Genomic DNA, 23,746 nt, shown 5'->3' with positions numbered 1-23,746 from the left:
GTCTGGCGGTTAAGTATATGGCAAACAAGACACATCCCATCTAAAGAGAATCTGAAATGTTTTGGATTAACGGTGTAGAGCAAAATTTGATTTCAGCTTCGGATCGTTCGGTACAGTTTGGTGATGGCTGTTTTACCACTGCTCGTGTATCCGATGGGCGGGTTGTTTGGCTTGACCAGCATGTGCTGCGTTTGCAACGGGCGACTGAACGTCTATTACTGCCCACGGTCAACTGGAATGTATTGACCAAAGAAATGGCTGAGGCAGCAAGTCATACGGAGAGCGGCGTACTGAAAGTTATTATCAGTCGTGGAAGTGGTGGTCGAGGCTATAGCGGAACGGCATGTCAGCATCCTACCCGAATTATTTCGCTCAGTGACTATCCGGCCTATTATTCCACCTGGCGGGATCGCGGTATTTCGTTGGCTCTTAGCCCAGTGCCTCTGGCGCGTAGCCCATTATTGGCCGGTATCAAACATCTGAATCGGTTGGAACAAGTATTGATCCGCGCACATCTTGAACAGACAGATGCCGACGAGGCGGTGGTACTTGACACTGCGGGTCAGCTGGTGGAATGCTGTGCGGCTAATTTATTCTGGCGCAAAGGCAGCCAGGTATATACTCCAGATCTCAGCCATTCGGGGGTTGATGGCATTATGCGCCAGCGGATTATTGCCTGTTTAGCTGCTCATAATATGCCGGTTGAAATTGTGGTTCAGCCGCTGAATGTACTGGCCGATGCCGATGAAGTTATTGTTTGTAACGCATTGATGCCAGTACTGCCGGTCAATAAAGTGGGTAAATGGGTATACAAATCAAGAGTGTTATTTGACCTATTAAACCTGCATTGCTGCGATATATGAGTGATGATACCTACGATGCATAGATATAATTAATTGTTATATAATCACGCTTGTTTTAGAACGCCGCCACATTCAATTTAAAACCGCCACATTCAAATTTAAAAATGGCCACCCGATGAAAAGAAAAAGCACCAAAGCACTGATCCTTGTTGTTGTGATCTGTTTGGGATTACTGCTGTTGGGTTATCAAAAAGTACAAGATTTTGCGCGTCAGCCCTTGGCGATTAAACAAGAGACTTACTTTACCTTACCGGCAGGTACCGGGCGGGTTGCGCTAGAGAATTTATTACTACGTGACCATGTGATTGCTAATACAGATTTATTTCCTTGGCTACTGCGCATCGAACCCGAACTGGCTAATTTTAAGGCTGGGACATATCGTTTTACGCCGGGTATGACGGTACGTGGCATGCTGGAGTTATTGGTCAGTGGTAAAGAAGCACAGTTTACCGTTCGCTTTATTGAAGGTAAGCGCCTGCGTGATTGGCTGGATGAGTTGCAACAGTCAAAATATGTCAAACATGTACTGGAAGGGAAAACAGATGCTGAAATTGCGCAGTTACTGGGTTTAAAAGAGAGTGAACACCCCGAAGGCTGGCTCTACCCTGATACCTATTCCTATACCGCAGGTACAACGGATTTAGCACTGCTCAAACGTGCCCATGAACGAATGGAGAAGACCGTTGAGGAAATCTGGCAGGGGCGTGATGACGCATTGCCGTATAAGACCCCAAGTGATTTGGTCACTATGGCGTCAATCATTGAAAAAGAAACTGCGGTAAATGAGGAGCGCACTAAGGTGGCTTCTGTCTTTATTAACCGTTTGCGTCTTGGTATGCGCCTACAAACGGATCCAACAGTGATTTATGGTATGGGCGAGAAGTACAGCGGCAACATTACTCGTAAAGACTTAGATACCCCGACGCCGTATAATACCTATGTTATTTCCGGTTTGCCGCCAACTCCTATTGCCATGCCGGGATTGGCATCGCTGACCGCTGCTGCCCATCCGGCCCAAACGCCCTATCTCTATTTTGTAGCAGACGGTAAGGGCGGGCATACATTCACCACCAATTTAGCCAGTCATAATCAAGCCGTGCGTATTTATCGCCAGTCGCTAAAGGATAAAAATGAACAGTAAATTTATCGTTATTGAAGGGCTTGAAGGGGCAGGGAAAACCACCGCTCGAGACACCGTGGTCGCTGTGCTGCGTGCCCAAGGGATTAACGATATCGTTTTTACCCGTGAGCCGGGGGGAACCCCTTTGGCGGAAAAACTGCGTGACTTGATTAAGCAAGGTATTGACGGTGAGGTCCTGACGGATAAAGCCGAGGTATTAATGCTGTATGCCGCCAGGGTGCAATTAGTAGAAAATGTCATCAAACCAGCACTGGCGCGTGGCAGTTGGGTCGTAGGTGACCGCCATGATTTATCATCACAGGCATATCAGGGAGGGGGGCGAGGAGTTGACAGCCAACTGATGGCATCGTTACGTGACACGGTGTTAGGCGAATTCCGGCCAGACCTGACCTTATATTTGGATCTGCCGCCGGTTGTGGGCTTGGCTCGTGCCCGCGCGCGCGGGGAATTGGACCGTATCGAACAGGAGTCACTGGCATTTTTCGAGCGAACCCGCGCACGTTACCTTGAATTGGCCGCCAGTGATACCCGAATTAAAACGATTGACGCCTCCCAACCCATTGAGCAAGTTAGTGTGTCGATCAGCCAGGTGCTCACTCAGTGGCTGACCAGCCAGGAACCCGTGTAATGAATTGGTATCCGTGGCTTAACGTCCCTTACCGCCAACTGGTTGGGCAGCACAGTTCCGGGCGCGGGCACCATGCATTACTGTTGCATTCATTACCCGGTAATGGTGAAGACGCGTTGATTTATGCGCTGAGCCGCTGGCTAATGTGTCAGCAGCGGCAAGGTGAGAAGAGTTGCGGTGAATGCCACAGCTGCCGTTTGATGTTGGCAGGCAACCATCCCGATTGGTATGTGTTGACACCGGAAAAAGGCAAAATCAGTATCGGGGTTGAGTTGGTTCGCCAATTGATTGATAAACTGTATTCCCATGCTCAACAAGGCGGTGCAAAGGTGGTGTGGTTGCCACATGCCGAAGTGTTGACCGATGCTGCCGCCAATGCCCTGCTAAAAACGCTGGAAGAGCCTCCAGAGAAGACCTATTTTCTCTTGGATTGCCACCAGCCCGCCAGCTTGCTGGCGACACTGCGTAGCCGCTGTTTTTATTGGTATCTGGCTTGCCCGGATACGGCTATTTGTCTGCAATGGCTCAATCTGCAATGGCGTAAGCGGCAACTCCCTGTGGATCCCGTCGCGATGTTGGCGGCCCTGAAATTGAGTGAGGGTGCGCCGTTGGCTGCTGAGCGCTTGCTCCAACCAGAGCGCTGGAGTATACGCCGTGCTCTGTGTAGCGGGCTAAGCGAGGCTCTGAACCGCTCAGACTTGCTGTCGTTGTTACCACAACTCAACCATGATGATGCTGCTGAGCGCTTACAATGGCTCTCTTCACTTCTCTTGGATGCGTTGAAGTGGCAGCAGGGGGCAGGAGAGTTTGCGGTTAATCAAGATCAATTGCCATTAGTGCAACAGTTAGCACATATTGCGGCTACGCCAGTATTACTTCAGTTAGCTAAGCAACTGGCTCATTGCCACCATCAATTATTATCTGTGGTAGGTGTTAATCGTGAATTGTTACTTACTGAGCAACTGCTCAACTGGGAAACAGCACTGTCCACGGGTACTTATTCCACCTTACCTTCGTTGTAAAAGAGTTTAATATTATGTTGTTAGTTGATTCTCATTGCCACCTTGATAGCCTTGATTACCAGACATTGCACAGCAGTGTCGATGACGTATTAGCCAAAGCTAATGCGCGTGATGTGGGCTTTATTCTGGCTGTTGCCACCACCTTACCGGGTTTCACCGCCATGACGGCATTGATTGGTGAGCGTAAGAATGTGGCGTTCTCATGTGGTGTTCATCCGCTCAACTTGGACGGTGGCTATGATTTTCAGCAGTTGAGAGAGTTAGCCGCTGGCACTCATGTTGTCGCGATGGGGGAGACTGGGCTGGATTACTTTTATCAGCAAGATAACATCCCGTTACAGCAAGCTTCGTTCCGTGAACATATTCGTATTGGCCGCGAATTAAATAAACCGGTTATCGTGCATACCCGCGATGCACGGGAAGATACCCTGTCGATTTTACGCGAAGAGCAGGCGCAGGATTGCGGTGGTGTCTTACATTGCTTTACGGAAGACAAAGCCACGGCAGCAACGCTTTTAGACCTTGGCTTTTATATCTCTTTCTCAGGGATTGTCACGTTCCGCAACGCCGAACAACTGCGTGATGTTGCGCGCTATGTTCCACTCGATAGGCTGTTGGTGGAAACGGATTCACCGTATCTGACCCCCGTTCCTCATCGTGGTAAAGAGAATCAACCTGCCTATGTCCGTGATGTAGCAGAGTATATGGCTGTGCTGAAGGGGGTAAGTCTTGAATCGCTGGCAGAAGCGACGACAGCAAACTTCTGCCGGTTATTTCATCTAGACCCCTCAACGCTATCCAGTGAGAAGTGCCCGCTTCCATAAGAATACTTTTTTTTTAGCTCGTAATTAATCACCGAAAGAAGTAATGTTCTCACCCAATTTATTGGGTGATGACGGCTATTATTGACATTTATTTACGTAAAGTACGAAATTCGAGAGAAATTATGCACTTTATTGAAAGGAACGTGACTACCGTCAAACATTAAGCAAGTTATTTATTTTACTCTTCGTAAAAATTAAAGGGGTGCTTAGACACCCTTATTCGCAAAGGCATACTCCCCCCTTTGTAATGCCCATAGCGCGAAAAACAGCAAGAAAAGTACTATTACTCAGGAGCACGCTCAACTATGTTTAAGAACGCATTTGCAAACCTGCAAAAGGTAGGTAAATCGCTAATGCTACCGGTATCCGTGTTGCCCATCGCAGGTATTCTGCTGGGTGTCGGTTCCGCGAATTTTAGCTGGCTACCTTCGGTAGTCTCTCACGTAATGGCAGAAGCCGGTGGTTCCGTCTTTGCTAACATGGCATTGATCTTTGCTATTGGTGTTGCACTTGGCTTTACCAACAACGATGGTGTATCTGCGTTGGCGGCGGTTGTGGCTTACGGCATCATGGTAAAAACCATGGCGGTAGTCGCACCTCTGGTCTTGCATCTGCCAGCAGAAGAAATTGCGACTAAGCATTTAGCTGATACCGGGGTATTGGGCGGGATTATTGCCGGTTCGGTTGCCGCCTATATGTTTAACCGTTTCTACCGCATTCAGTTACCGGAATATTTGGGCTTCTTTGCGGGCAAACGTTTTGTGCCGATTATCTCCGGGTTTACCGCGATTTTCTTAGGCATACTGCTGTCCTTCATCTGGCCACCTATCGGTAAAGCTATCCAAATTTTCTCCGAGTGGGCGGCTTATCAGAACTCGGTCGTCGCTTTTGGTATTTACGGCGTTGTTGAACGCTCATTGGTACCATTCGGTCTGCACCATATCTGGAACGTGCCATTCCAAATGCAAATTGGTGAGTACACCAACGCAGCGGGTCAGGTATTCAACGGTGATATCCCACGCTATATGGCGGGTGACCCAACAGCGGGTAAATTATCGGGTGGTTTCCTGTTTAAAATGTACGGTCTGCCAGCGGCAGCCATTGCGATTTGGCATTCAGCCAAACCAGAAAACCGTGCAAAAGTGGGCGGGATCATGATCTCGGCAGCACTGACATCATTCCTGACCGGTATTACCGAGCCAATCGAATTCTCCTTTATGTTCGTGGCGCCAATTTTGTATTTTATCCATGCGATCTTGGCAGGTTTGGCCTTCCCAATCTGTATTCTGTTAGGGATGCGTGATGGGACCAGTTTCTCTCATGGCTTGATTGACTTTGTTGTCTTGAGCGGTAACAGTAGCCGTATCTGGCTGTTCCCTCTGGTCGGTATCTGCTACGGTCTGGTGTATTACACCATCTTCCGTGTATTGATTACTAAACTGAATTTGAAAACCCCTGGACGTGAAGATTCGTCTACTGAGCAATCAGTACAGGGTGGCACAGAAATGTCAGCCGCTCTGGTTGAAGCATTTGGTGGTAAAGACAACATTACTAACCTGGATGCTTGTATCACTCGCCTTCGTGTTAGCGTGGCAGATGTGTCCAAGGTTGATCAGGCTGGTCTGAAGAAATTAGGTGCTGCCGGTGTTGTTGTGGCAGGCTCTGGTGTTCAGGCTATCTTCGGCACCAAATCTGACAACCTGAAAACTGATATGGACGAATACATTCGTAACCATTAATTCAGGTTAGGGGAGAGCAAAAGGGAGGCGAGAGCCTCCCTTTATTATTTAAAATTAACCGTTGTAAATTGGCTAAAATATGACCTATCCATTTTCTGAATTCTTTTACTCTGTTTCTTATTAGCTGAAACAAGATTAAACGAATTTACTGAGGCTGTTAGAACGCCCGATTAAATATGCTGGCTATTTTGATGTTTATTTAATGCTCATATTGATTCATATCTAAATCAATTAAATTGATGTTTCCATCTACCTGTAGTTTTTAATATCCTCTTTTTAGTCCATAATTTTTACCACAACAAGCATTTCATCGTCTGTTGTGCTCTTGCGCTACAGTGGGAGTCAATGGGCGGATGCGATTGACATCAAGGTGAAGAAGATGACCCGGTACTTAAACAAAGATACGACAGTGTGTATTTCCCTCGCGGCCAGGCCCAGCAATTTTGGTACCCGTTTTCATAACTTTTTGTATGATGCTTTAGATCTCGATTATTTGTATAAAGCTTTTACCACCAACGACTTGGCTGCGGCTATTGGTGGTGTGCGAGCGTTGGGTTTCCGTGGCTGCGCGATCTCAATGCCGTTTAAAGAGGCCGTTATTCCAATGGTAGATGAGATGGACCCCTCGGCCAAAGCGATCAACTCAGTGAATACACTGGTTAATACTGGCGGTTATCTGAAAGCGTACAATACCGACTATATTGCCATTGCCAAATTGTTGCAGGAGTATCAGATCCCGGCAGATAACGTGTTTGCCTTGCGGGGCAGTGGCGGTATGGCGAAAGCCGTTGCCTTTGCGCTGAAAAATGCTGGCTTCAAACAGGGTTATATTGTCGCCACCAATGAAAAGACCGGCAAGCAACTCGCAGAGCAATCTGGTTACATCTATCGCCCTGATATGCAGAATATTCAGGCTGATATGCTCATTAATGCGACGCCAGTCGGCATGGTTGGGGGGGCTGATGCTGATAAATTGGCTTTTACTGAAACTGAAGTGGATCGTGCGAAAATTGTTTTTGATGTTGTGGCGTTGCCCGCCGTCACCCCGCTTATCCGCTATGCTCAGACTCAGGGAAAAACAGTGATCACCGGTGCCGAGGTTTTTGCTATTCAGGCTGTAGAGCAATTTGTGTTATACACCGGTATCCGCCCAAGTCAGGAGCTGTTTGAACAAGCCGCAGCTTATGCAAGAGGCTGATTTATAAGCGCAGTCCGCGATCCTTAATGTTAGTGAGAAAGGTTAGTCAGCCGGGGTGTTCGGGCTGGTTGTGTGTCATTCGCCCTGGAAAATGTCTAATCAGGTTGAAACCAATAGAAATTGTCGCTCATACTGCATGTTCTTCAATTTTATAATGACCAAGGAAATGTGTTATGGCCGAAGAAACGATTTTCAGCAAAATTATCCGCCGCGAAATCCCTGCCGATGTGGTTTATCAAGATGAGTTGGTGACGGCGTTTCGCGATATTGCCCCGCAGGCACCAACCCATATCTTAATCATTCCTAATATTTTGATCCCAACAGTGAATGATGTCACGGTTGAACATGAGGCGGCACTTGGCCGTATGGTGACGGTGGCCGCTAAACTGGCGGAGCAAGAAGGCATTGCAGAAGATGGCTATCGGTTAATTATCAACTGCAACCGCCATGCTGGGCAGGTTGTCTATCATATTCATATGCATTTACTCGGTGGCCGTGAGCTTGGCCCTTTGTTGCCCCACAAATAGCCCTATAATAAGTAAGTTTTGCAGAGGTCAACTTATGCGCGGTCTTAAAACGTTGCTATTACCCGTGATAGTGTTCGCTTGCGTAACAACATTGCTGGGGTGCAGCAGCCCGCAAGGGATCGCGGTTAACCAGCAGCAAACCGTCGTGATGGATCCATCGGTACTGACGGCAGGTATTCTGGCTTCCCAACCGGTGATCTCCGCCTCCTCGGGTAAAAATATTGCCCACTCGGTACTCAACAATAGTCGGAATACACCGGTAAAAATACACTATCGTTTTTATTGGTATGATGCCCAAGGGCTGGATGTCCCGCCACTGGAAGCAACGCGTTCTATTGTGATCGCACCGGGTGATGATGTAGCTATTCAGTCAATTAACAATAATTTTAATGCGCGCAGTGCGCGTCTCTATTTATTTTTATAACGGATTGTTTTTTTATAATCACGTTATTGGAGTGGAACAATGAAAAGGTATTTATCTCTGGCGCTGGCCGCACTGGTGCTGACGGGTTGTGTTCCGCCGGATTCTGTCGCACCGACGCCTCCAGTGACCATTGAACCAGTAACGCCACCGGACGTTGAGACGCCACCGCCGGTAGATACTGTTCCGCAGCCACCGAAAGTGCAGTCAATTGACTGGGCTGTCAGTGTCGAACCTCTGGTTGCTCAAATGGTGAACAGCAATGAGGTAGTGACAGGTAGCATACTGTTGGTGGATTCGGTTAAAAATAATACTAATGGTACATTGCAAACAGCGAAAGCGACCGCTGCGTTGCACCAAGTACTGTCATCAAATAAAAAGTTTGTGCTGATCTCACCACAGCAACTGGGCGTCGCTAAACAAACGCTGGGTTTATCTGAGGAAGATAGCTTTGGCTCACGCAGTAAAGCGATTGGTCTGGCCCGTTACGTCGGTGCGCAATATATGCTGTACAGCGATGTTAGTGGCGATGTGAAATCTCCGACCATTGAAATGCAATTGATGCAGACACAAACCGGCGAAATCATTTGGTCTGGTAATGCGCCTGTCCAATATTGATTCTTCTCTGTCTGCATTAATAGCAAACATCAATCCGGCGGTGAAAACCGCCGATTGCCATATTAGCCCGGTTTCGGGATTAACCGGTGAAAGTTGGCGTATTACTGGCCCAGATATTGACTGGCTGGCGCGCGAGCAATCGCCGCAAAAAAGCCAGTTAGGGGTCAACCGGCGACGTGAGCGTAAATTTTTGCAACATATTGCTGGCAGTGGGCTGTCTCCTGCGGTGATTGCTGCTGACCGACGTTGGTTAGTGGTGAACTGGCTTGAAGGTGACGTTGTCACTAATGAACAGTTCGTCCCATTGGCGAGCTATGGACAATTGGCGCGGTTACTGACTCGCTTACATCATCTGCCTGCCAGCGGTTACCGTCTGGATTTACGTACTCAGATTGCCCGTTATGGGGCGCTGATTGATCCTGCGCGCCGTTCGCCTGACGGGGTGCGGCTACAGCATGATTTTCTCCGTAGACGGTTGCCAGCGATAACAAAACTTGCTCCTTTGCATATGGATATTCACCCCGGAAATCTGTTGGCAACCCCTGTTGGGCTGAAATTAATTGACTGGGAATATGCGGCCGATGGCGATATTGCCCTGGAGATTGCTGCGCTATTTCGCGGTAATCGTTGGTCAAAGCTGCAACAACAGGCTTTTTTGCAGGACTATTGCAACTATGAGCATGGTTATCATGACATCGCTCGTTTATCCCGTCAGATTCAGCAATGGCTGCCTTGGGTCGATTACCTGATGTTGATGTGGTTTGAAGTGCGTTGGCAGCAAACCGCTGACCCAATATTCTTGGAATGGGCCGCGCCGTTGCGCCAACGTTTTAATCTGTCTTTTTAAGCCCTGCGGCACCAAGCCCGCCGCTTCAAGCACGAAGGGTCGTTATCAATCTGAATAAAGTGAGGTGACCGTGGGTCCCGTGATGTTAGATGTTGCCAGCTATGAGCTGGATGCTGAAGAGCGTGAGATTTTAAAACACCCACTGGTGGGAGGGTTGATCTTATTCAGCCGTAATTTTCATGATGCGGAGCAGTTACGCGAATTAGTACGCCAAATCCGTGCAGCATCGCATGAACGTTTGGTGGTCGCAGTGGATCAGGAAGGGGGGCGGGTCCAACGCTTTCGTGACGGTTTTACCCGCCTGCCAGCGGCTCAGTCTTTCGCGGCTATCAATGATGCCGCTACTGCGGCTCAACTGGCACAAGAAGCGGGGTGGTTGATGGCGGCAGAAATGATGGCGATGGATATCGATATCAGTTTTGCCCCAGTACTGGATATTGGCCATGTCAGTGCCGCAATTGGTGAGCGTTCATTCCACAGTGACCCACAACAGGCGCAGATAATGGCGGAGTGTTTCATCCGTGGGATGCACAGTGCGGGGATGAAAACCACGGGCAAGCATTTTCCAGGGCACGGCGCAGTAACTGCAGACTCACATAAAGAGACGCCACATGATAATCGGCCACTGGCAGAAATCCGTACTCATGATATGGTTATATTTCGTGAGTTGATCCAGCGGAAATTACTGGATGCCATTATGCCAGCACATGTGATTTATACCGAAGCTGATACGCGGCCCGCCAGTGGTTCTGCCTATTGGTTACAAGAGATATTGCGCCAAGAGCTAGGGTTCGAGGGCATTATTTTCTCTGATGATCTCTCGATGGAAGGGGCTGCGGTCATGGGCAGTTACACCGAGCGCGGCCAGGCATCATTGGATGCTGGTTGCGATATGATTTTGGTGTGTAATAACCGCCAGGGAGCCGTGAGTGTGCTGGATAATCTGCCTCCGATCAAAGCCGATAAACTGACCCGTTTGTATCATTCAGGGCAATTTGACCGCCAGACATTGATGGCTTCATCCCGTTGGCAACAGGCGAATAAAGCATTAACGGCACTCAGCGAACGCTGGGATGTACATAAACAAACGTTGGGGCAATAGGGGTAGCGCCGGGTACGCTTCGGTATTATTACTCGCCCCATAAGGGCCAATGGCCCCCTCTTTTCAGTGGGGGCTTTGATCAGTAACGCACACTACCGCGCAGAAAATGTCGTAGCGAGGATAAATATGATCGTCTATTTACATGGTTTTGATTCCAATAGCCCCGGCAATCACGAGAAAGTTTTACAGCTACAATTTATCGATCCTGATGTGCGCTTTATCAGTTACAGCACCTTACATCCGCGGCATGACATGCAATATTTGTTGAAAGAAGTGGATAAAGCCATTCAGCAGGGGGGTGATGAAAAATCCTTGATTTGTGGTGTTGGATTAGGCGGTTTTTGGGCTGAACGTATTGGTTTCTTATGTGGTATTCGCCAGGTAGCGTTCAACCCCAATCTCTATCCGCAAGAAAATATGAGTGGCAAAATTGATCGTCCGGAAGAGTACATTGATATTGCCAGTAAATGCATTGATGGCTTTCGTGAGAAAAATCGTGATCGCTGTTTGGTGGTGCTCTCTCGCCATGATGAAATGCTCGATAGTCAGCGCACTGCGGGTGATTTACATCCTTATTATGAGATCGTATGGGATGACAAGCAGAGCCATAAATTTAAAGATCTTTCACCACATCTACAACGGATCAAGGCATTTAAAATGCTGGCTTAACGGCCTGATTTGTTAATAGTGGGTTAATTGAAAAAACGTGAATGGTCGGTTATGCGGCTTGGGAATGGGTTTTTTACGGACTGCTCCAAGCCATTTTTATCATCGAAAAAGCAAAAGTAGCTTTTTTCTCTTAAGCAAGTGCAAAAATTTTAAATCGTGACGAAACGCTAACTATTTGAATCCTATTCTAGAAAAAATTCCCATACTGTCAGTTTAATCAAAAAAAGTTGATATATATCAATTTTGGTATGACCATATGACCCCTCATGATATTCTGACCACAGTTTATTGATTTAATATTAGCGAACCCTATGTTATCTAAGGATATTATTATTTTACCCTTAGCTAACAATTGGTTCACATTTAGGGGGTCATTTTGACAACGCTGAAGAAAAAAATCGTTATTATTGGTGGTGGGGCAGGTGGTCTTGAGTTGGCAACCCGTCTCGGTCATAAACTCGGGCGCAGTAAAAAAGCAGAGATAGTTTTGGTTGACCGTAACCATAGCCATCTGTGGAAACCACTGTTACATGAAGTTGCTACGGGCTCTCTGGATGATGGTGTCGATGCGTTGAGCTATTTGGCGCATGCCCGTAATCACTATTTCAATTTCCAACTGGGTTCATTAACCGGTATTAACCGTGAAAACAAAACAATTAGCCTGGCTGAGATTTGTGATGAACACGGTGATGTACTGGTGACACAACGTGAGTTGTCCTATGACATTCTGGTGATGGCCTTGGGCAGTGTTTCTAACGATTTCGGGACACCGGGTGTGAAAGATAACTGCATCTTCCTGGATAACCCTCATCAGGCGCATCGCTTCCATAATGAAATGCTTAACCTATTCCTGAAGTATTCAGCGCAACCGGGTGAGAAAGGCAAAGTGGACATCGCTATTGTGGGGGGCGGGGCTACTGGTGTTGAGCTGTCTGCGGAATTGCACAATGCGGTGAAGCAGTTGCACAGCTATGGTTTTGAGGGGTTAGATAACCACGCGTTGAATGTGACTTTGGTTGAGGCCGGTGAACGTATTTTACCGGCGCTGCCACCGCGTATCTCTGCAGCAGCCCATCAGGAACTGGCTAAATTAGGTGTGCGTGTATTGACCAAAACCATGGTGACCAGTGCTGATGAGAATGGCCTGAATACCAAAGACGGTGAGTTTATTCATGCTGATCTGATGGTATGGGCGGCGGGTATCAAAGCGCCCGACTTTATGAAAGACATTGCCGGTTTGGAAACTAACCGTATTAATCAGTTGGTGGTTGAGCCAACGCTGCAAACGACCCGTGATCCTAATATCTTCGCTATTGGTGATTGTGCCTCTTGCCCGCAACCGAACGGTGGTTTTGTTCCTCCTCGCGCGCAGTCTGCACATCAGATGGCCAGCCGCTGCTACAGCAATATTCTGGCCTTACTCAATGGGCAGAGCTTGAAACCGTATATCTATAAAGATCATGGCTCACTGGTTTCGCTATCTAAGTTCAGCACCGTCGGGAGCCTGATGGGGAACCTGATGCGCGGTTCAATGATGGTAGAAGGGCGTGTGGCACGCGTCGTTTATATCTCGTTGTATCGTATGCATCAGGTCGCATTACATGGTTATACCAAAACAGGTCTGATGATGCTGGTGGGCGGGATTAATCGGGTGATTAGGCCACGGTTGAAGCTTCACTAAATTCCCCTTCGGCCTTGACGTTGCAGCGGCGTTAGCGGCGTTCACTCACCCGAATTGCTTACTGGTCGTTGACCTTAAAATCAATAGACTCATCGGGATTAATGAGCCTCATTCGTGAGGCTCACCCTGCGGGCTAGCATAATGCTGTTCAAATTGGTTTCTAACCTTTGTCGCTGACTTACAGTGCCAATGACGTTGGGGGGCCTGGCGCTACGGCGCATTTTCTTATGTGCACTCGCTTTCAATCAATGACGCGTATAAGCTCATCGAAGAAATATCTGAAAAATTCAATTCTGAGTTGTTTCCTCTTCTTAATAATATTAAGAAAAGAGATAATAAATATCTGCAAAGAACGTTGTAATGGAATAAATTATATTTTTTAAAAAAGGGAAAATACAGTGAGTGGACGTAATGAAATTATTGATGGCCATTTAGCGCGAATTTCAACGCATGGATTAGTATATACTGAGGTTCTGGGGTGGATAGATTTAGGCCATGCACAGGGAGACGATATCAGGAACATTCTCCGACAAATGAGTGCTGGAGAGTCTTCGAATAGCAAGCGAAACTTGGGAGATTATTATGATGTAAAATATTCACAAGGAATGCTAGGGATGAAAAGGAAAGTTTCTATTTCCCGAATGATCAAATGGCGAATAAAGAGAGGAAGGCATCTTCACGAGAGATACAGCATAGCTCTCGCGATGATGATGAGGGTGGCACGGCAATTTGAGTCTATGCAAGCATCATTCCCTTTCAATTTAGTGACTGATAGTGGTTTTAGCGGAGAAGATTTAGTATCTGACCTGTTGGGTTTTTATCGAGTTGTTTCCATCCCAAGTCCGTTCGAGATATTGCGCCCAGTGAGCAAAGAAGAAGCGTTAAAACGTTGGGATTACTACGGTCCCATAGGTTCGTATAAAAATGAAAGTTTTCTGCCATTGTTATTCCCAGATCCAGAAAAATTTCGTAATAGCAAACCCCGTTTGGGATATCTTCCATCATTTATGCAAACAGTAATACCTTACAATAATTTCAAATCGGGAAATGTGGGGATTGCCTCACAAGATGGTGTTGAAGTTGATACCCATTTCTTAGGATAGTCGTACAATGAAAAAAGTAGCTATAATTTTTATCGTGTTAATATTAATTGTGGCATTGCCAATGATATATTTTTGGCCGACGATAAAAGTATTAACGGGAGGGAATTCACGTTATACCGAACAGGATAAAAAACACTATCAATTACTCACAGATGAGATAATAAAGAATTGTCCTCGTATATCATCGAATTATGAATTTGGTTATGCAACGGTGGATGGGCCTGGTATAGAGGTTAGTGCAGTTACATTTCATGGTTCTAATGATATTGAAAAAATTCATAATTACTTATATTCAATAGGTTTTACATTAGATCGTACTGAGGATAGTGGTGAATATTGGAAATCTGAACGTTCAGATAAAACAGTACATATCGGGGTTATAAATAGTCCCAAGACGACCATAGTTGAAGTAATGAAATAGAAGCATTTATTCGGCCCTGTCACTAAAAATACGACATCAATAAACACTCGCGGTCAGATTCCTCCTAAACACACTCACTTACACCTGCTCTTGGGGTATTTGACTCCTTTGTCTTATTGCCAGTTCAACATGCATTGTGCAGACTCCCCCCTGTGTTTACAAACGGCGAGTCACGCACGCCGTATCCCGGTATTTTAGAGGGCAACTCTCTGTATCGGGCGTGGTCAGATTTCTGTTTTTATGACGAAAATGCGTCTATGCAAAATTCTGATACAAAAAGTGCGTGGTAACATTTTCAGGAGGATTTCCTGTGAACAAATCAATGTTAGCCGGTGTGGGTATTGGTATTGCCGCCGCTCTGGGAATTGCTGCAGTGGCGAATATAGATGTCTTCTCCAGTGCACCACAATATGCCAAAGTGCTTACTGCAACCCCGATAAAAGAGACCATCAAAACGCCTCGTCAAGAGTGCCGTAACGTGACAGTGACGCACCGCAAACCAGTACAAGACGAAAATAAGATCGCAGGCTCAGTGTTGGGTGCAGTCGCAGGTGGGGTGTTGGGGCATCAGGTCGGTGGTGGCCGTGGTAAGGATATCGCTACCGTAGCGGGTGCGTTAGCGGGAGGATATGCAGGCAACCGTGTGCAAAATAATATGCAGGAAAATGATACCTATACCACAACCCAACAGCGTTGCCAGACCGTGTATGACAAATCACAGAAGACGCTGGGATATGATGTAACCTACAAAATTGGCGATCAGCAGGGAAAAATTCGTATGGATCGTGATCCAGGTATGCAGATCCCTGTTGATAAAAATGGTCAACTGGTGCTGAACAACCGAGCGTAATACAAAATCTGTTGTCCAAGACCTTGCACCAAGAACCCGCGGTAGATAGTGTTAGTTCTGATCGTTTAGCCAGAAAGAGCGTTCAGCCAGCGAAACTGGCTGCACAGTTAAGCGAGTGGCATTAGCATTAACGCGGGTTTCCCTCTACTGAGAAACCCTTTACACGTTATTTTCGTTTTATCAAATTCAGGTATATCAAATTGATGTATATACCTATAAATAATGTGTACATACCGAGGCTAGGCTAGGCAATGCGATGTTGTGCAAATGCCGCCAGTAACTCCGTAATAAATTTCAACCGTTGCGCCCGATCACTCAAATCTTGCATAAACTTCAATTTGGTTGGCCCTTCCAAACGGTAAATCTGTGGTTGCCGTTGTAACAGCCCAATCAAATACACCGGATCCACTTTATTATTCTCACCAAACTCAATGAAACCACCACGCTCATTGCCTTCAATACGCTTAATACCCAGCTTCTGGGCTTGTTGGCGCAATTCGGCGGTATGTAATAAATAGCGGGCGGGGTCGGGCAGCTTGCCAAATCGGTCGATTAGCTCAACTTTTAACTCGTCAAGTTCGGTTTCGTTGCGTGCACTGGCGATACGTTTATAGAACGAAAGCCTGATATTCACATCTGAAATGAAATCCTCTGGCAGTAGCACCGGCATACGCATTTCTATTTCGGTTTGGTTGCTGGTCAGGTCTTCTAATGAAGGTTCGCGGCCTTCTTTTAGCGCATCAACGGCACTTTCCAGTAGCTCCATATACAACGAGAAGCCAACCGTGGTCATCTGGCCGCTTTGGTCTTCCCCCAATAGCTCCCCGGCACCGCGGATTTCCAAATCATGTGTTGCCAATGCGAATCCAGCACCAAGATCTTCCAGTGATGCAATGGCTTCCAGCCGTTTCTTCGCATCGATACTCATGGCTTTTGGATTGGGGGTTAGCAAGTAAGCATAAGCTTGATGGTGAGAGCGCCCGACCCGGCCTCTGAGCTGATGCAACTGCGCCAGACCCAAGTGATCCGCCCGTTCGATAATAATAGTATTGGCGCTGGGAATATCAATACCAGTTTCAATAATGGTGGTACAGACCAGAACATTGAAGCGTTGATGGTGGAAATCGTTCATCACCCGCTCCAGATCCCGTTCACGCATTTGACCGTGGCCTATGGCTATCCGAGCTTCGGGGACTAATTCAGCCAGTTTCTGCGTAACTTTTTCGATATTTTCTACATCGTTGTACAGATAATAGACTTGCCCACCGCGCAGAATTTCACGCAATATGGCTTCACGGATCACCAGGCTATCATATTCGCGGACAAAGGTTTTTACCGCCAGACGCCGTGCTGGGGGAGTGGCGATAATCGATAAATCACGCATACCACTCATTGCCATATTCAGTGTCCGTGGGATTGGCGTGGCCGTCAGGGTCAGGATATCAACATCAGCCCGCATCGCTTTGATTCGCTCTTTATGACGCACGCCGAAGCGGTGTTCTTCATCCACAATCAACAGGCCGAGATCGTGCCAATGCAGATCGCTTTGCAGCAATTTATGGGTACCGATAAGAATATCGACTTTGCCTTCAGCAGCGTGTTCCAGAATGACATGCTGCTCTTTGGCGCTGCGAAAACGGGACAGCATCTCTATCCGTACCGGCCAAGTGGCAAAGCGGTCACGGAAATTATCAAAATGTTGTTGAGCCAGCAGGGTGGTTGGTACCAGTACCGCCACTTGCTTATTATTGGCAACGGCCAGAAATGCGGCTCGCATCGCCACTTCAGTTTTACCAAAGCCCACATCACCACAAACCAGGCGGTCCATGGCTAACGGTTGGCACATATCACTGAGCACCGCGTTGATCGCCTGTTCTTGATCTGGCGTGGTTTCAAACGGGAAGCTTTGGCAGAACAGTTGGTATTGCTCACGGTCGTGCTTAAATTTAAAGCCAGATTTAACCGCCCTCTGAGCATAGATATCCAGCAGTTCAGCAGCAACATCCCGCACTTTCTCGGCCGCTTTCTGCCGTGCCCGGCTCCAGACATCGCTGCCTAATCTATGTAATGGGGCATTATCGTCCGCACCACCTGAATAGCGGCTAATTAAATGCAGTGATGACACCGGGACATACAGTTTATCTTCACCGGCGTAAGTCAATATCAGGTATTCAGCCTTTATCCCACCCGCTTCAAGGGTGGTTAGCCCCAGATAGCGGCCGACACCGTGTTCCAAATGGACCACAGGCTGGCCGGGGCGCAGTTCTGCCAGATTACGGATCAACGTATCCGTGTTGATGGTCCGCCGGTTATCTTGCCGACGGCGGCTGACACGCTCGCCGAGTAAATCGCTTTCACAAATCAGCGCCAGCTGTTTGTCAGTATCGAGGAAGCCACGTTCCGAGGCCCCAACCATCAGATAATGGCCGGGTTTAACCGCCTGAGAGAGCGTGGTTATCAGTATCGGGCTGAGTTTTATCCGTGCCAGCAGGTCTTGTAAGGTTTCACGGCGGCCTTCACTTTCAACCGAGAACACTACACTGCCAGTGAACGATTCAATAAAGCGACGCAGATTATCAAGAGGTGCTTTTTGTTGCGCCTGAACGGATAAATCGGGCAGTGGTTGATAACATAAATTGGTATTTGCGGCTTTAGCGGGCTGTGCCTCGGTTTTAAGCTGAACACGCGGCCACTCTTTTAATTCATTAAACAGCGCATCAACCCGAAGCCACAAGCTCTCGGGGGCCAGCAGTGGACGCATTGGGTCAACACGGCGGCTTTCGAAGCGTTGGTTAACGTCCTGCCAGAAGCGTTCTGCCGAACTTTCCAGATCTCCGGTGTTTACCAATAAGGTATTCTCAGGGAGATAGCTAAATAATGTTGGTAATTGCTGGCTGAAGAACAGCGGCTGCCAATATTCGATACCGGCAGGCCAGATGCCTTTACTCACTTGCTGATAAATATGTTCGTTATCGCGACGGACTTCAAACTGTTCACGCCATTGGCTACGGAATAATTCAATCGCCGCCTTATCTATTGGGAACTCATGTGCTGGCAGTAAGTTTATTTGTTCAACTTCGACGAGTGTGCGTTGCGAATCAACGTCAAATACCCGCAGGCTATCAATATCATCATCAAAAAAATCAATCCGATATGGTTCATTGCTCCCCATTGGGTATAAGTCCAACAACGCGCCTCGTGTTGCAAACTCACCGTGCTCCATGACCTGTTCAACACTGCGATAGCCAGCTTGCTCAAGTTGGGTGCGTAACTTATCCCGTGACAGGTGTTGGCCTTTTTTCATCACCAGAGCGTGACCATGCAGGAATTCGTGTGGGCACACTCGTTGCATCAGGGTATTAATCGGGAGAATAATGACACCGCGTTTCATTGCCGGAAGATGATACAAACAAGAGAGGCGGGCCGAAATAATATCCTGATGCGGCGAGAAGCTGTCGTAAGGCAGGGTTTCCCAGTCGGAGAGGGTACTTACGGGTTGCGGCGAGAATTGCTGGATCTCATCACGTAAGCGCAAGGCCGTTTGCATATCAGGGGTAATCAGCATTACCGGGCCATCATGGCGTTCAATGATTTCGGCACATTCGACCGCACAGGCTGATCCGGTCAACTGACCTAACTGACGGGTATCACCACGTCGTTCAGGCAATGAATAACGATATTGTTGGGACATAAGCAGTTAAACAGTCTCTTTGTATGTGGTTGAACTGATGATTGACCAGTCGCTAACCAGCGCTTTATTTTGGCATGATAGTAGCAGCACAACAGCGACGACAAATTATCTGGGCGGCTATCCTAGCACGCGAAAGGCCATCGCTACAGATAAGCGCCCTTTTTTGGAATAAAAGCTGGAGATCTGGAGATATAGACGGTTAATGGTTCCATAAAGCGGGAGTACCCTTTATTATCCTCGATCACTTTGTTTTAGCAACAGGATCTAAACAGATTTCATGTATCAACCTGTCGCCCTATTTATTGGCCTGCGTTATATGCGTGGGCGTGCTTCTGACCGCTTCGGTCGGTTTGTTTCGTGGCTTTCTACCATTGGCATTACGCTGGGGGTGATGGCTCTGATCACGGTATTGTCTGTGATGAATGGTTTTGAGCGTAATCTGCAGGATACTATTTTGGGGCTTATGCCACAGGCGCTGATTACCACACCACAAGGTTCTTTGGATCCAAACAAGATACCGGCTTCAACCCTAAAATCACTGAGCGGTGTTAGTGATATCGTACCGTTGACCACGGCGGATGTAGTGTTACAAAGTGCGCGTAATTTGGCCGCTGGAGTGATGCTGGGGGTTGATCCACAGCAGCATGAACCGTTGGCCAATTATTTGGTTAACGTGGATATAAAAGCGTTAGCGCCGGGTAGCTACAACATCATCCTCGGCGAGAAGTTAGCGGGTCAGCTCGGGGTTAAACGCGGTGAAACACTGCGTTTGATGGTACCGAGTGCCAGCCAATTCACGCCAATGGGCCGTATTCCCAGCCAACGTGTGTTTAATATTATCGGCACCTTTGCAGCAAATAGCGAAGTTGATGGCTATCAAATTTTGGTTAACCAACAGGATGCATCACGCCTGATGCGTTACCCTCTGGGGAATATTACCGGCTGGCGCTTATTCCTCTCGCAGCCGCTGTCGGTCGATAGCTTGAGCCAGCAGAGTTTGCCAGAAGGTACAGTATGGAAAGACTGGCGTGACCGTAAAGGTGAACTTTTCCAGGCCGTGCGGATGGAAAAGAACATGATGGGGTTATTGCTCAGTCTGATTATTGCTGTCGCGGCCTTTAATATTATTACGTCGCTGGGGCTGTTAGTGATGGAAAAACAAGGCGAGGTGGCGATTTTGCAGACTCAAGGGTTGAGTCGCCGGCAAATTATGTTGGTGTTTATGGTGCAAGGTGCCACCGCAGGGGTTATCGGCGCATTGCTTGGGGCGGGGCTTGGGGTTTTACTCGCCAGCCAATTGAACACCCTGATCCCTATTTTGGGCGTATTAATTGATGGCGCAACGCTACCGGTGGAGATTGACCCACTTCAGGTTACGGTCATTGTACTGTTGGCAATGGTGATCGCTCTGTTGTCCACGTTGTACCCTTCCTGGCGCGCCGCCGCCGCACAACCCGCAGAGGCTTTACGCTATGAGTAATCATCCTTTATTGCAATGTATAAACCTGTGCAAGCGTTACCAGGAAGGCCAACTGCACACTGATGTTCTGCGCAATGTCTCTTTCGCTATCGAGCCTGGTGAATTGATGGCAATTGTCGGCAGTTCAGGTTCAGGTAAAAGCACCCTGTTGCATTTGTTGGGGGGGCTGGATTCACCTACCTCTGGCGAGGTTATTTATCAGGGGCGTTCGCTTAACCAACTCTCTTCCACCGCGAAAGCTGAATTGCGTAATCGTGAATTAGGTTTTATCTATCAATTCCACCACTTATTGCCCGACTTTACCGCATTAGAAAATGTTGCCATGCCATTACTCATCGGCGGCAGTAAACCCGCTGAAGCGCAAGAGAAAGCCCATGAGATGCTGGCTGCGGTGGGGTTGGAGAAGCGCAGCAGACATCGCCCATCGGAGCTATCAGGGGGGGAGCGCCAACGAGTCGCTATTGCGCGTTCTTTGGTGAATAACCCATCGCTGGTATTGGCAGATGAACCTACCGGTAATCTGGACCAACGCAATGCCGACAGTATTTTTAATCTGCTAGGTGAATTGAATGTTCGTCAGGGGACAGCGTTTCTGGTGGTGACCCACGACTTACAATTAGCAAAACGGATGAGCCGTCAACTTGAAATGCGAGATGGTCAGCTACAACATCATTTGACGCTGGTGGGGGCCGAGTAATGGGTGTTTCGCCACTTTCACTTCTGATCGGTTTACGGTTTAGCCGTGGTCGCCGTCGTGGCGGTATGGTGTCGTTAATCTCTGTGATTTCTACGTTAGGTATCGCCTTGGGTGTGGCAGTGCTTATCGTGGGGTTAAGTGCGATGAACGGCTTCGAACGTGAGTTGAAAAATCGTATTTTAGCGGTGGTGCCTCACGGCGAAATCGCAGTGGTTAATCAGCCGTTTAGCGGTTGGCCACAAACCTTGCAGCGTATCGAAAAGGTGCCCGGTATCGTGGCTGCTGCGCCTTATATTAATTTTACCGGCTTGATTGAAAACAGTACGCAACTGCGCGCAGTACAGGTCAAAGGTGTGGATCCAGAGGCCGAACAGCATCTCAGTGCGTTGCCCAGCTTCGTTCTTGATAATGCCTGGAGTCATTTTAAAGCGGGGCAGCAACAGATTATTTTAGGTAAAGGATTGGCTGATACCTTGGGGGTGAAGCAAGGTGATTGGTTGACGGTGATGATCCCCAACAGCGATCCTGAGATGAAATTACTGCAACCCAAGCGCATCCGTTTACAGGTTGCTGGCATTTTTCAACTGAGTGGTCAGTTGGATCACAGTTTGGCATTAGTGCCTCTAATAGATGCACAACAATATCTTGATATGGGTGATAGTGTTACGGGCATCGCCATTAAAGTGAGTGATGTTTACAACGCCAATCAACTGGTACGTAATGCGGGCGAAGTGAGTAACGCATACGTTTATATCAGTAGCTGGATTGGGACCTATGGCTATATGTACCGTGATATCCAAATGATCCGCACTATCATGTATTTAGCGATGGTGTTAGTGATCGGCGTCGCCAGTTTTAATATTGTGTCAACGTTGGTCATGGCGGTTAAAGATAAAAGTAGCGATATCGCAGTATTACGTACATTAGGTGCCAAAGATGGTCTGATCCGCGCCATCTTCATTTGGTATGGCTTGTTGGCTGGCCTTATTGGCAGTATCAGCGGGGCCGTGATAGGAGTTATCGTCTCCTTACAGTTGACCACCATAATCCGCGGGTTAGAAAAGTTGGTCGGGCATCAATTTTTGTCGGGCGATATCTATTTCATTGATTTTCTACCGTCAGAGTTGCGCTGGTTTGATGTGGCTTGTGTGTTAGCAACGGCACTGGTGCTCAGCTTGATTGCCAGTTGGTATCCGGCACGTCGCGCCAGTCGTATTGACCCGGCACGGGTCCTCAGCGGGCAGTAATTGAAGAAAGGCAGGCTTATGTATTACGGTTTTGATATGGGCGGGACCAAGATTGAGCTAGGCGTTTTTGATGAAAACCTGCAGCGAGTATGGCATAAGCGAGTGCCTACACCACGTGACGATTACCAGCAATTATTGCAAACATTGCGGGATTTAACCGGGGAAGCCGATACTTACTGCGGTGTTCAAGGCAGTGTGGGTATAGGTATTCCAGGGTTACCCAATGCGGATGATGGCACAGTATTTACTGCGAATGTACCGTCCGCTATGGGGCAGCCGTTGCAGGCAGATCTTTCCCGCTTGATCCAGCGTGAAGTGCGTATTGATAACGATGCCAACTGTTTTGCTCTCTCCGAGGCTTGGGATCCAGAGTTTCGCACTTACCCAACGGTGCTGGGGCTTATTCTTGGCACCGGCGTTGGGGGTGGGTTGATTGTTAATGGCAATATTGTCAGTGGGCGTAACCATATCACTGGCGAGTTCGGTCATTTCCGTTTACCGGTAGATGCCCTAGATATTCTTGGTGCAGATATTCCCCGCGTACCCTGTGGTTGTGGCCATCGAGGTTGTATAGAAAATTATATTTCTGGGCGCGGTTTCGAGTGGATGTACAGTCATTTTTATCAATACTCCTTACCGGCCACCGACATTATTGCTCATTATGCTGCTGGCGAGCCAAAGGCGGTGGCGCATGTTGAGCGTTTTATGGATGTGCTGGCGGTCTGTTTGGGTAATCTTCTGACTATGCTTGATCCCCATTTGGTCGTGATTGGCGGTGGGTTGTCTAATTTCGAAAAAATCTATCAAGAGCTGCCAAAGCGCTTGCCTGCGCATTTATTACGAGTGGCCCGGTTACCGCGTATCGAAAAAGCGCGTTATGGTGATTCTGGGGGCGTTCGTGGTGCAGCGTTTCTGCATTTGGCAGAAAAATAATCGTCACTATTAATAACAAGACAGATAAAGAAAAAGAGGCAAAA

At 47.8% G+C, this 23,746-nt stretch carries 22 protein-coding genes; 21 read left to right on the top strand and 1 reads right to left on the bottom strand.

The genetic code is table 11. The features are described from left to right. The first annotated feature begins 56 nt into the window (after nucleotides 1-56). The 17 genes from pabC to AC971_RS03550 all read left to right on the top strand — a co-directional run bounded on the left by pabC (nucleotide 57) and on the right by AC971_RS03550 (nucleotide 15,654). Complete coding sequence (gene pabC, locus AC971_RS03630; protein ID WP_025384209.1) at nucleotides 57-863, top strand: aminodeoxychorismate lyase; 807 nt, start codon at nucleotides 57-59, stop codon at nucleotides 861-863. A gap of 115 nt (nucleotides 864-978) precedes the next feature. Further along, nucleotides 979-2,004 (top strand): endolytic transglycosylase MltG, encoded by a 1,026-nt coding sequence (gene mltG, locus AC971_RS03625; protein WP_025384208.1) that lies wholly within the window; start codon nucleotides 979-981, stop codon nucleotides 2,002-2,004. After that, a complete protein-coding gene (tmk, locus tag AC971_RS03620; protein WP_025384207.1) occupies nucleotides 1,994-2,632 on the top strand; it encodes a dTMP kinase in 639 nt (212 codons plus the stop codon). The genes mltG and tmk overlap by 11 nt, the downstream gene beginning before the upstream one ends. Beyond that, on the top strand, nucleotides 2,632-3,654 hold the full coding sequence (holB, locus tag AC971_RS03615) for a DNA polymerase III subunit delta' (protein ID WP_025384206.1): 1,023 nt from the start codon (nucleotides 2,632-2,634) through the stop codon (nucleotides 3,652-3,654). Before tmk ends, holB begins: the two co-directional genes overlap by 1 nt. A gap of 14 nt (nucleotides 3,655-3,668) precedes the next feature. Beyond that, a complete protein-coding gene (locus AC971_RS03610; RefSeq protein WP_025384205.1) occupies nucleotides 3,669-4,478 on the top strand; it encodes a metal-dependent hydrolase in 810 nt (269 codons plus the stop codon). Nucleotides 4,479-4,783: 305 nt separating this feature from the next. Then, nucleotides 4,784-6,217: a PTS glucose transporter subunit IIBC gene (gene ptsG / locus AC971_RS03605; protein WP_025384204.1), complete on the top strand. Its 1,434-nt coding sequence runs from the start codon at nucleotides 4,784-4,786 to the stop codon at nucleotides 6,215-6,217. 379 nt (nucleotides 6,218-6,596) lie between these two features. Continuing rightward, on the top strand, nucleotides 6,597-7,415 hold the full coding sequence (locus AC971_RS03600; RefSeq protein ID WP_025384203.1) for a shikimate 5-dehydrogenase: 819 nt from the start codon (nucleotides 6,597-6,599) through the stop codon (nucleotides 7,413-7,415). A gap of 173 nt (nucleotides 7,416-7,588) precedes the next feature. Further along, nucleotides 7,589-7,942, top strand: a complete 354-nt coding sequence (gene hinT, locus AC971_RS03595) for a purine nucleoside phosphoramidase (protein WP_025384202.1) — start codon at nucleotides 7,589-7,591, stop codon at nucleotides 7,940-7,942. A 34-nt stretch (nucleotides 7,943-7,976) separates the two neighbouring features. Then, nucleotides 7,977-8,366 (top strand): YcfL family putative periplasmic lipoprotein, encoded by a 390-nt coding sequence (locus AC971_RS03590; protein WP_025384201.1) that lies wholly within the window; start codon nucleotides 7,977-7,979, stop codon nucleotides 8,364-8,366. Nucleotides 8,367-8,405: 39 nt separating this feature from the next. Next, a complete protein-coding gene (lpoB, locus tag AC971_RS03585) occupies nucleotides 8,406-8,981 on the top strand; it encodes a penicillin-binding protein activator LpoB (RefSeq protein WP_025384200.1) in 576 nt (191 codons plus the stop codon). Continuing rightward, entirely contained in the window at nucleotides 8,962-9,828 is an 867-nt protein-coding gene (gene thiK, locus AC971_RS03580; protein ID WP_025384199.1) for a thiamine kinase, read from the top strand. Before lpoB ends, thiK begins: the two co-directional genes overlap by 20 nt. Before the next feature lie 82 nt (nucleotides 9,829-9,910). Then, nucleotides 9,911-10,930 carry a beta-N-acetylhexosaminidase gene (nagZ, locus tag AC971_RS03575; protein WP_038402286.1) on the top strand — a complete coding sequence of 340 codons (1,020 nt, stop codon included), beginning with the start codon at nucleotides 9,911-9,913 and terminating at the stop codon, nucleotides 10,928-10,930. Nucleotides 10,931-11,056: 126 nt separating this feature from the next. Then, nucleotides 11,057-11,599 carry an alpha/beta hydrolase YcfP gene (gene ycfP, locus AC971_RS03570; protein WP_025384197.1) on the top strand — a complete coding sequence of 181 codons (543 nt, stop codon included), beginning with the start codon at nucleotides 11,057-11,059 and terminating at the stop codon, nucleotides 11,597-11,599. Between the two features lie 376 nt (nucleotides 11,600-11,975). Continuing rightward, a complete protein-coding gene (locus AC971_RS03565; protein WP_025384196.1) occupies nucleotides 11,976-13,280 on the top strand; it encodes an NAD(P)/FAD-dependent oxidoreductase in 1,305 nt (434 codons plus the stop codon). A 533-nt stretch (nucleotides 13,281-13,813) separates the two neighbouring features. Next, nucleotides 13,814-14,383 (top strand): hypothetical protein, encoded by a 570-nt coding sequence (locus AC971_RS03560; RefSeq protein ID WP_025384195.1) that lies wholly within the window; start codon nucleotides 13,814-13,816, stop codon nucleotides 14,381-14,383. Between the two features lie 7 nt (nucleotides 14,384-14,390). Then, the gene (locus AC971_RS03555; protein WP_002213101.1) at nucleotides 14,391-14,804 is read left to right on the top strand and encodes a hypothetical protein; all 414 of its coding nucleotides are present in this window, start codon (nucleotides 14,391-14,393) and stop codon (nucleotides 14,802-14,804) included. Nucleotides 14,805-15,114: 310 nt separating this feature from the next. Then, nucleotides 15,115-15,654: a glycine zipper 2TM domain-containing protein gene (locus tag AC971_RS03550; protein WP_033851772.1), complete on the top strand. Its 540-nt coding sequence runs from the start codon at nucleotides 15,115-15,117 to the stop codon at nucleotides 15,652-15,654. A gap of 244 nt (nucleotides 15,655-15,898) precedes the next feature. Here the strand turns inward: AC971_RS03550 and mfd are convergent, their stop codons facing one another. After that, nucleotides 15,899-19,345 (bottom strand): transcription-repair coupling factor, encoded by a 3,447-nt coding sequence (mfd, locus tag AC971_RS03545; protein WP_025384193.1) that lies wholly within the window; start codon nucleotides 19,343-19,345, stop codon nucleotides 15,899-15,901. A gap of 277 nt (nucleotides 19,346-19,622) precedes the next feature. Between mfd and lolC the strand changes: the two genes are divergently transcribed. The 4 genes from lolC to nagK are packed head-to-tail and all read left to right on the top strand — an operon-like array spanning nucleotide 19,623 to nucleotide 23,702. Beyond that, on the top strand, nucleotides 19,623-20,825 hold the full coding sequence (lolC, locus tag AC971_RS03540; protein WP_025384192.1) for a lipoprotein-releasing ABC transporter permease subunit LolC: 1,203 nt from the start codon (nucleotides 19,623-19,625) through the stop codon (nucleotides 20,823-20,825). After that, nucleotides 20,818-21,522, top strand: coding sequence for a lipoprotein-releasing ABC transporter ATP-binding protein LolD (gene lolD, locus AC971_RS03535; RefSeq protein WP_025384191.1), 705 nt, complete (start codon nucleotides 20,818-20,820; stop codon nucleotides 21,520-21,522). The genes lolC and lolD overlap by 8 nt, the downstream gene beginning before the upstream one ends. Continuing rightward, nucleotides 21,522-22,769, top strand: coding sequence for a lipoprotein-releasing ABC transporter permease subunit LolE (lolE, locus tag AC971_RS03530; protein WP_025384190.1), 1,248 nt, complete (start codon nucleotides 21,522-21,524; stop codon nucleotides 22,767-22,769). The genes lolD and lolE overlap by 1 nt, the downstream gene beginning before the upstream one ends. Before the next feature lie 18 nt (nucleotides 22,770-22,787). After that, a complete protein-coding gene (gene nagK / locus AC971_RS03525) occupies nucleotides 22,788-23,702 on the top strand; it encodes an N-acetylglucosamine kinase (protein ID WP_025384189.1) in 915 nt (304 codons plus the stop codon). Nucleotides 23,703-23,746 lie beyond the last annotated feature (44 nt).

This window comes from Yersinia similis (assembly GCF_001053095.1).
Classification (GTDB): domain Bacteria; phylum Pseudomonadota; class Gammaproteobacteria; order Enterobacterales; family Enterobacteriaceae; genus Yersinia; species Yersinia similis.
This window is presented reverse-complemented; position numbering and strand designations above follow the sequence as displayed.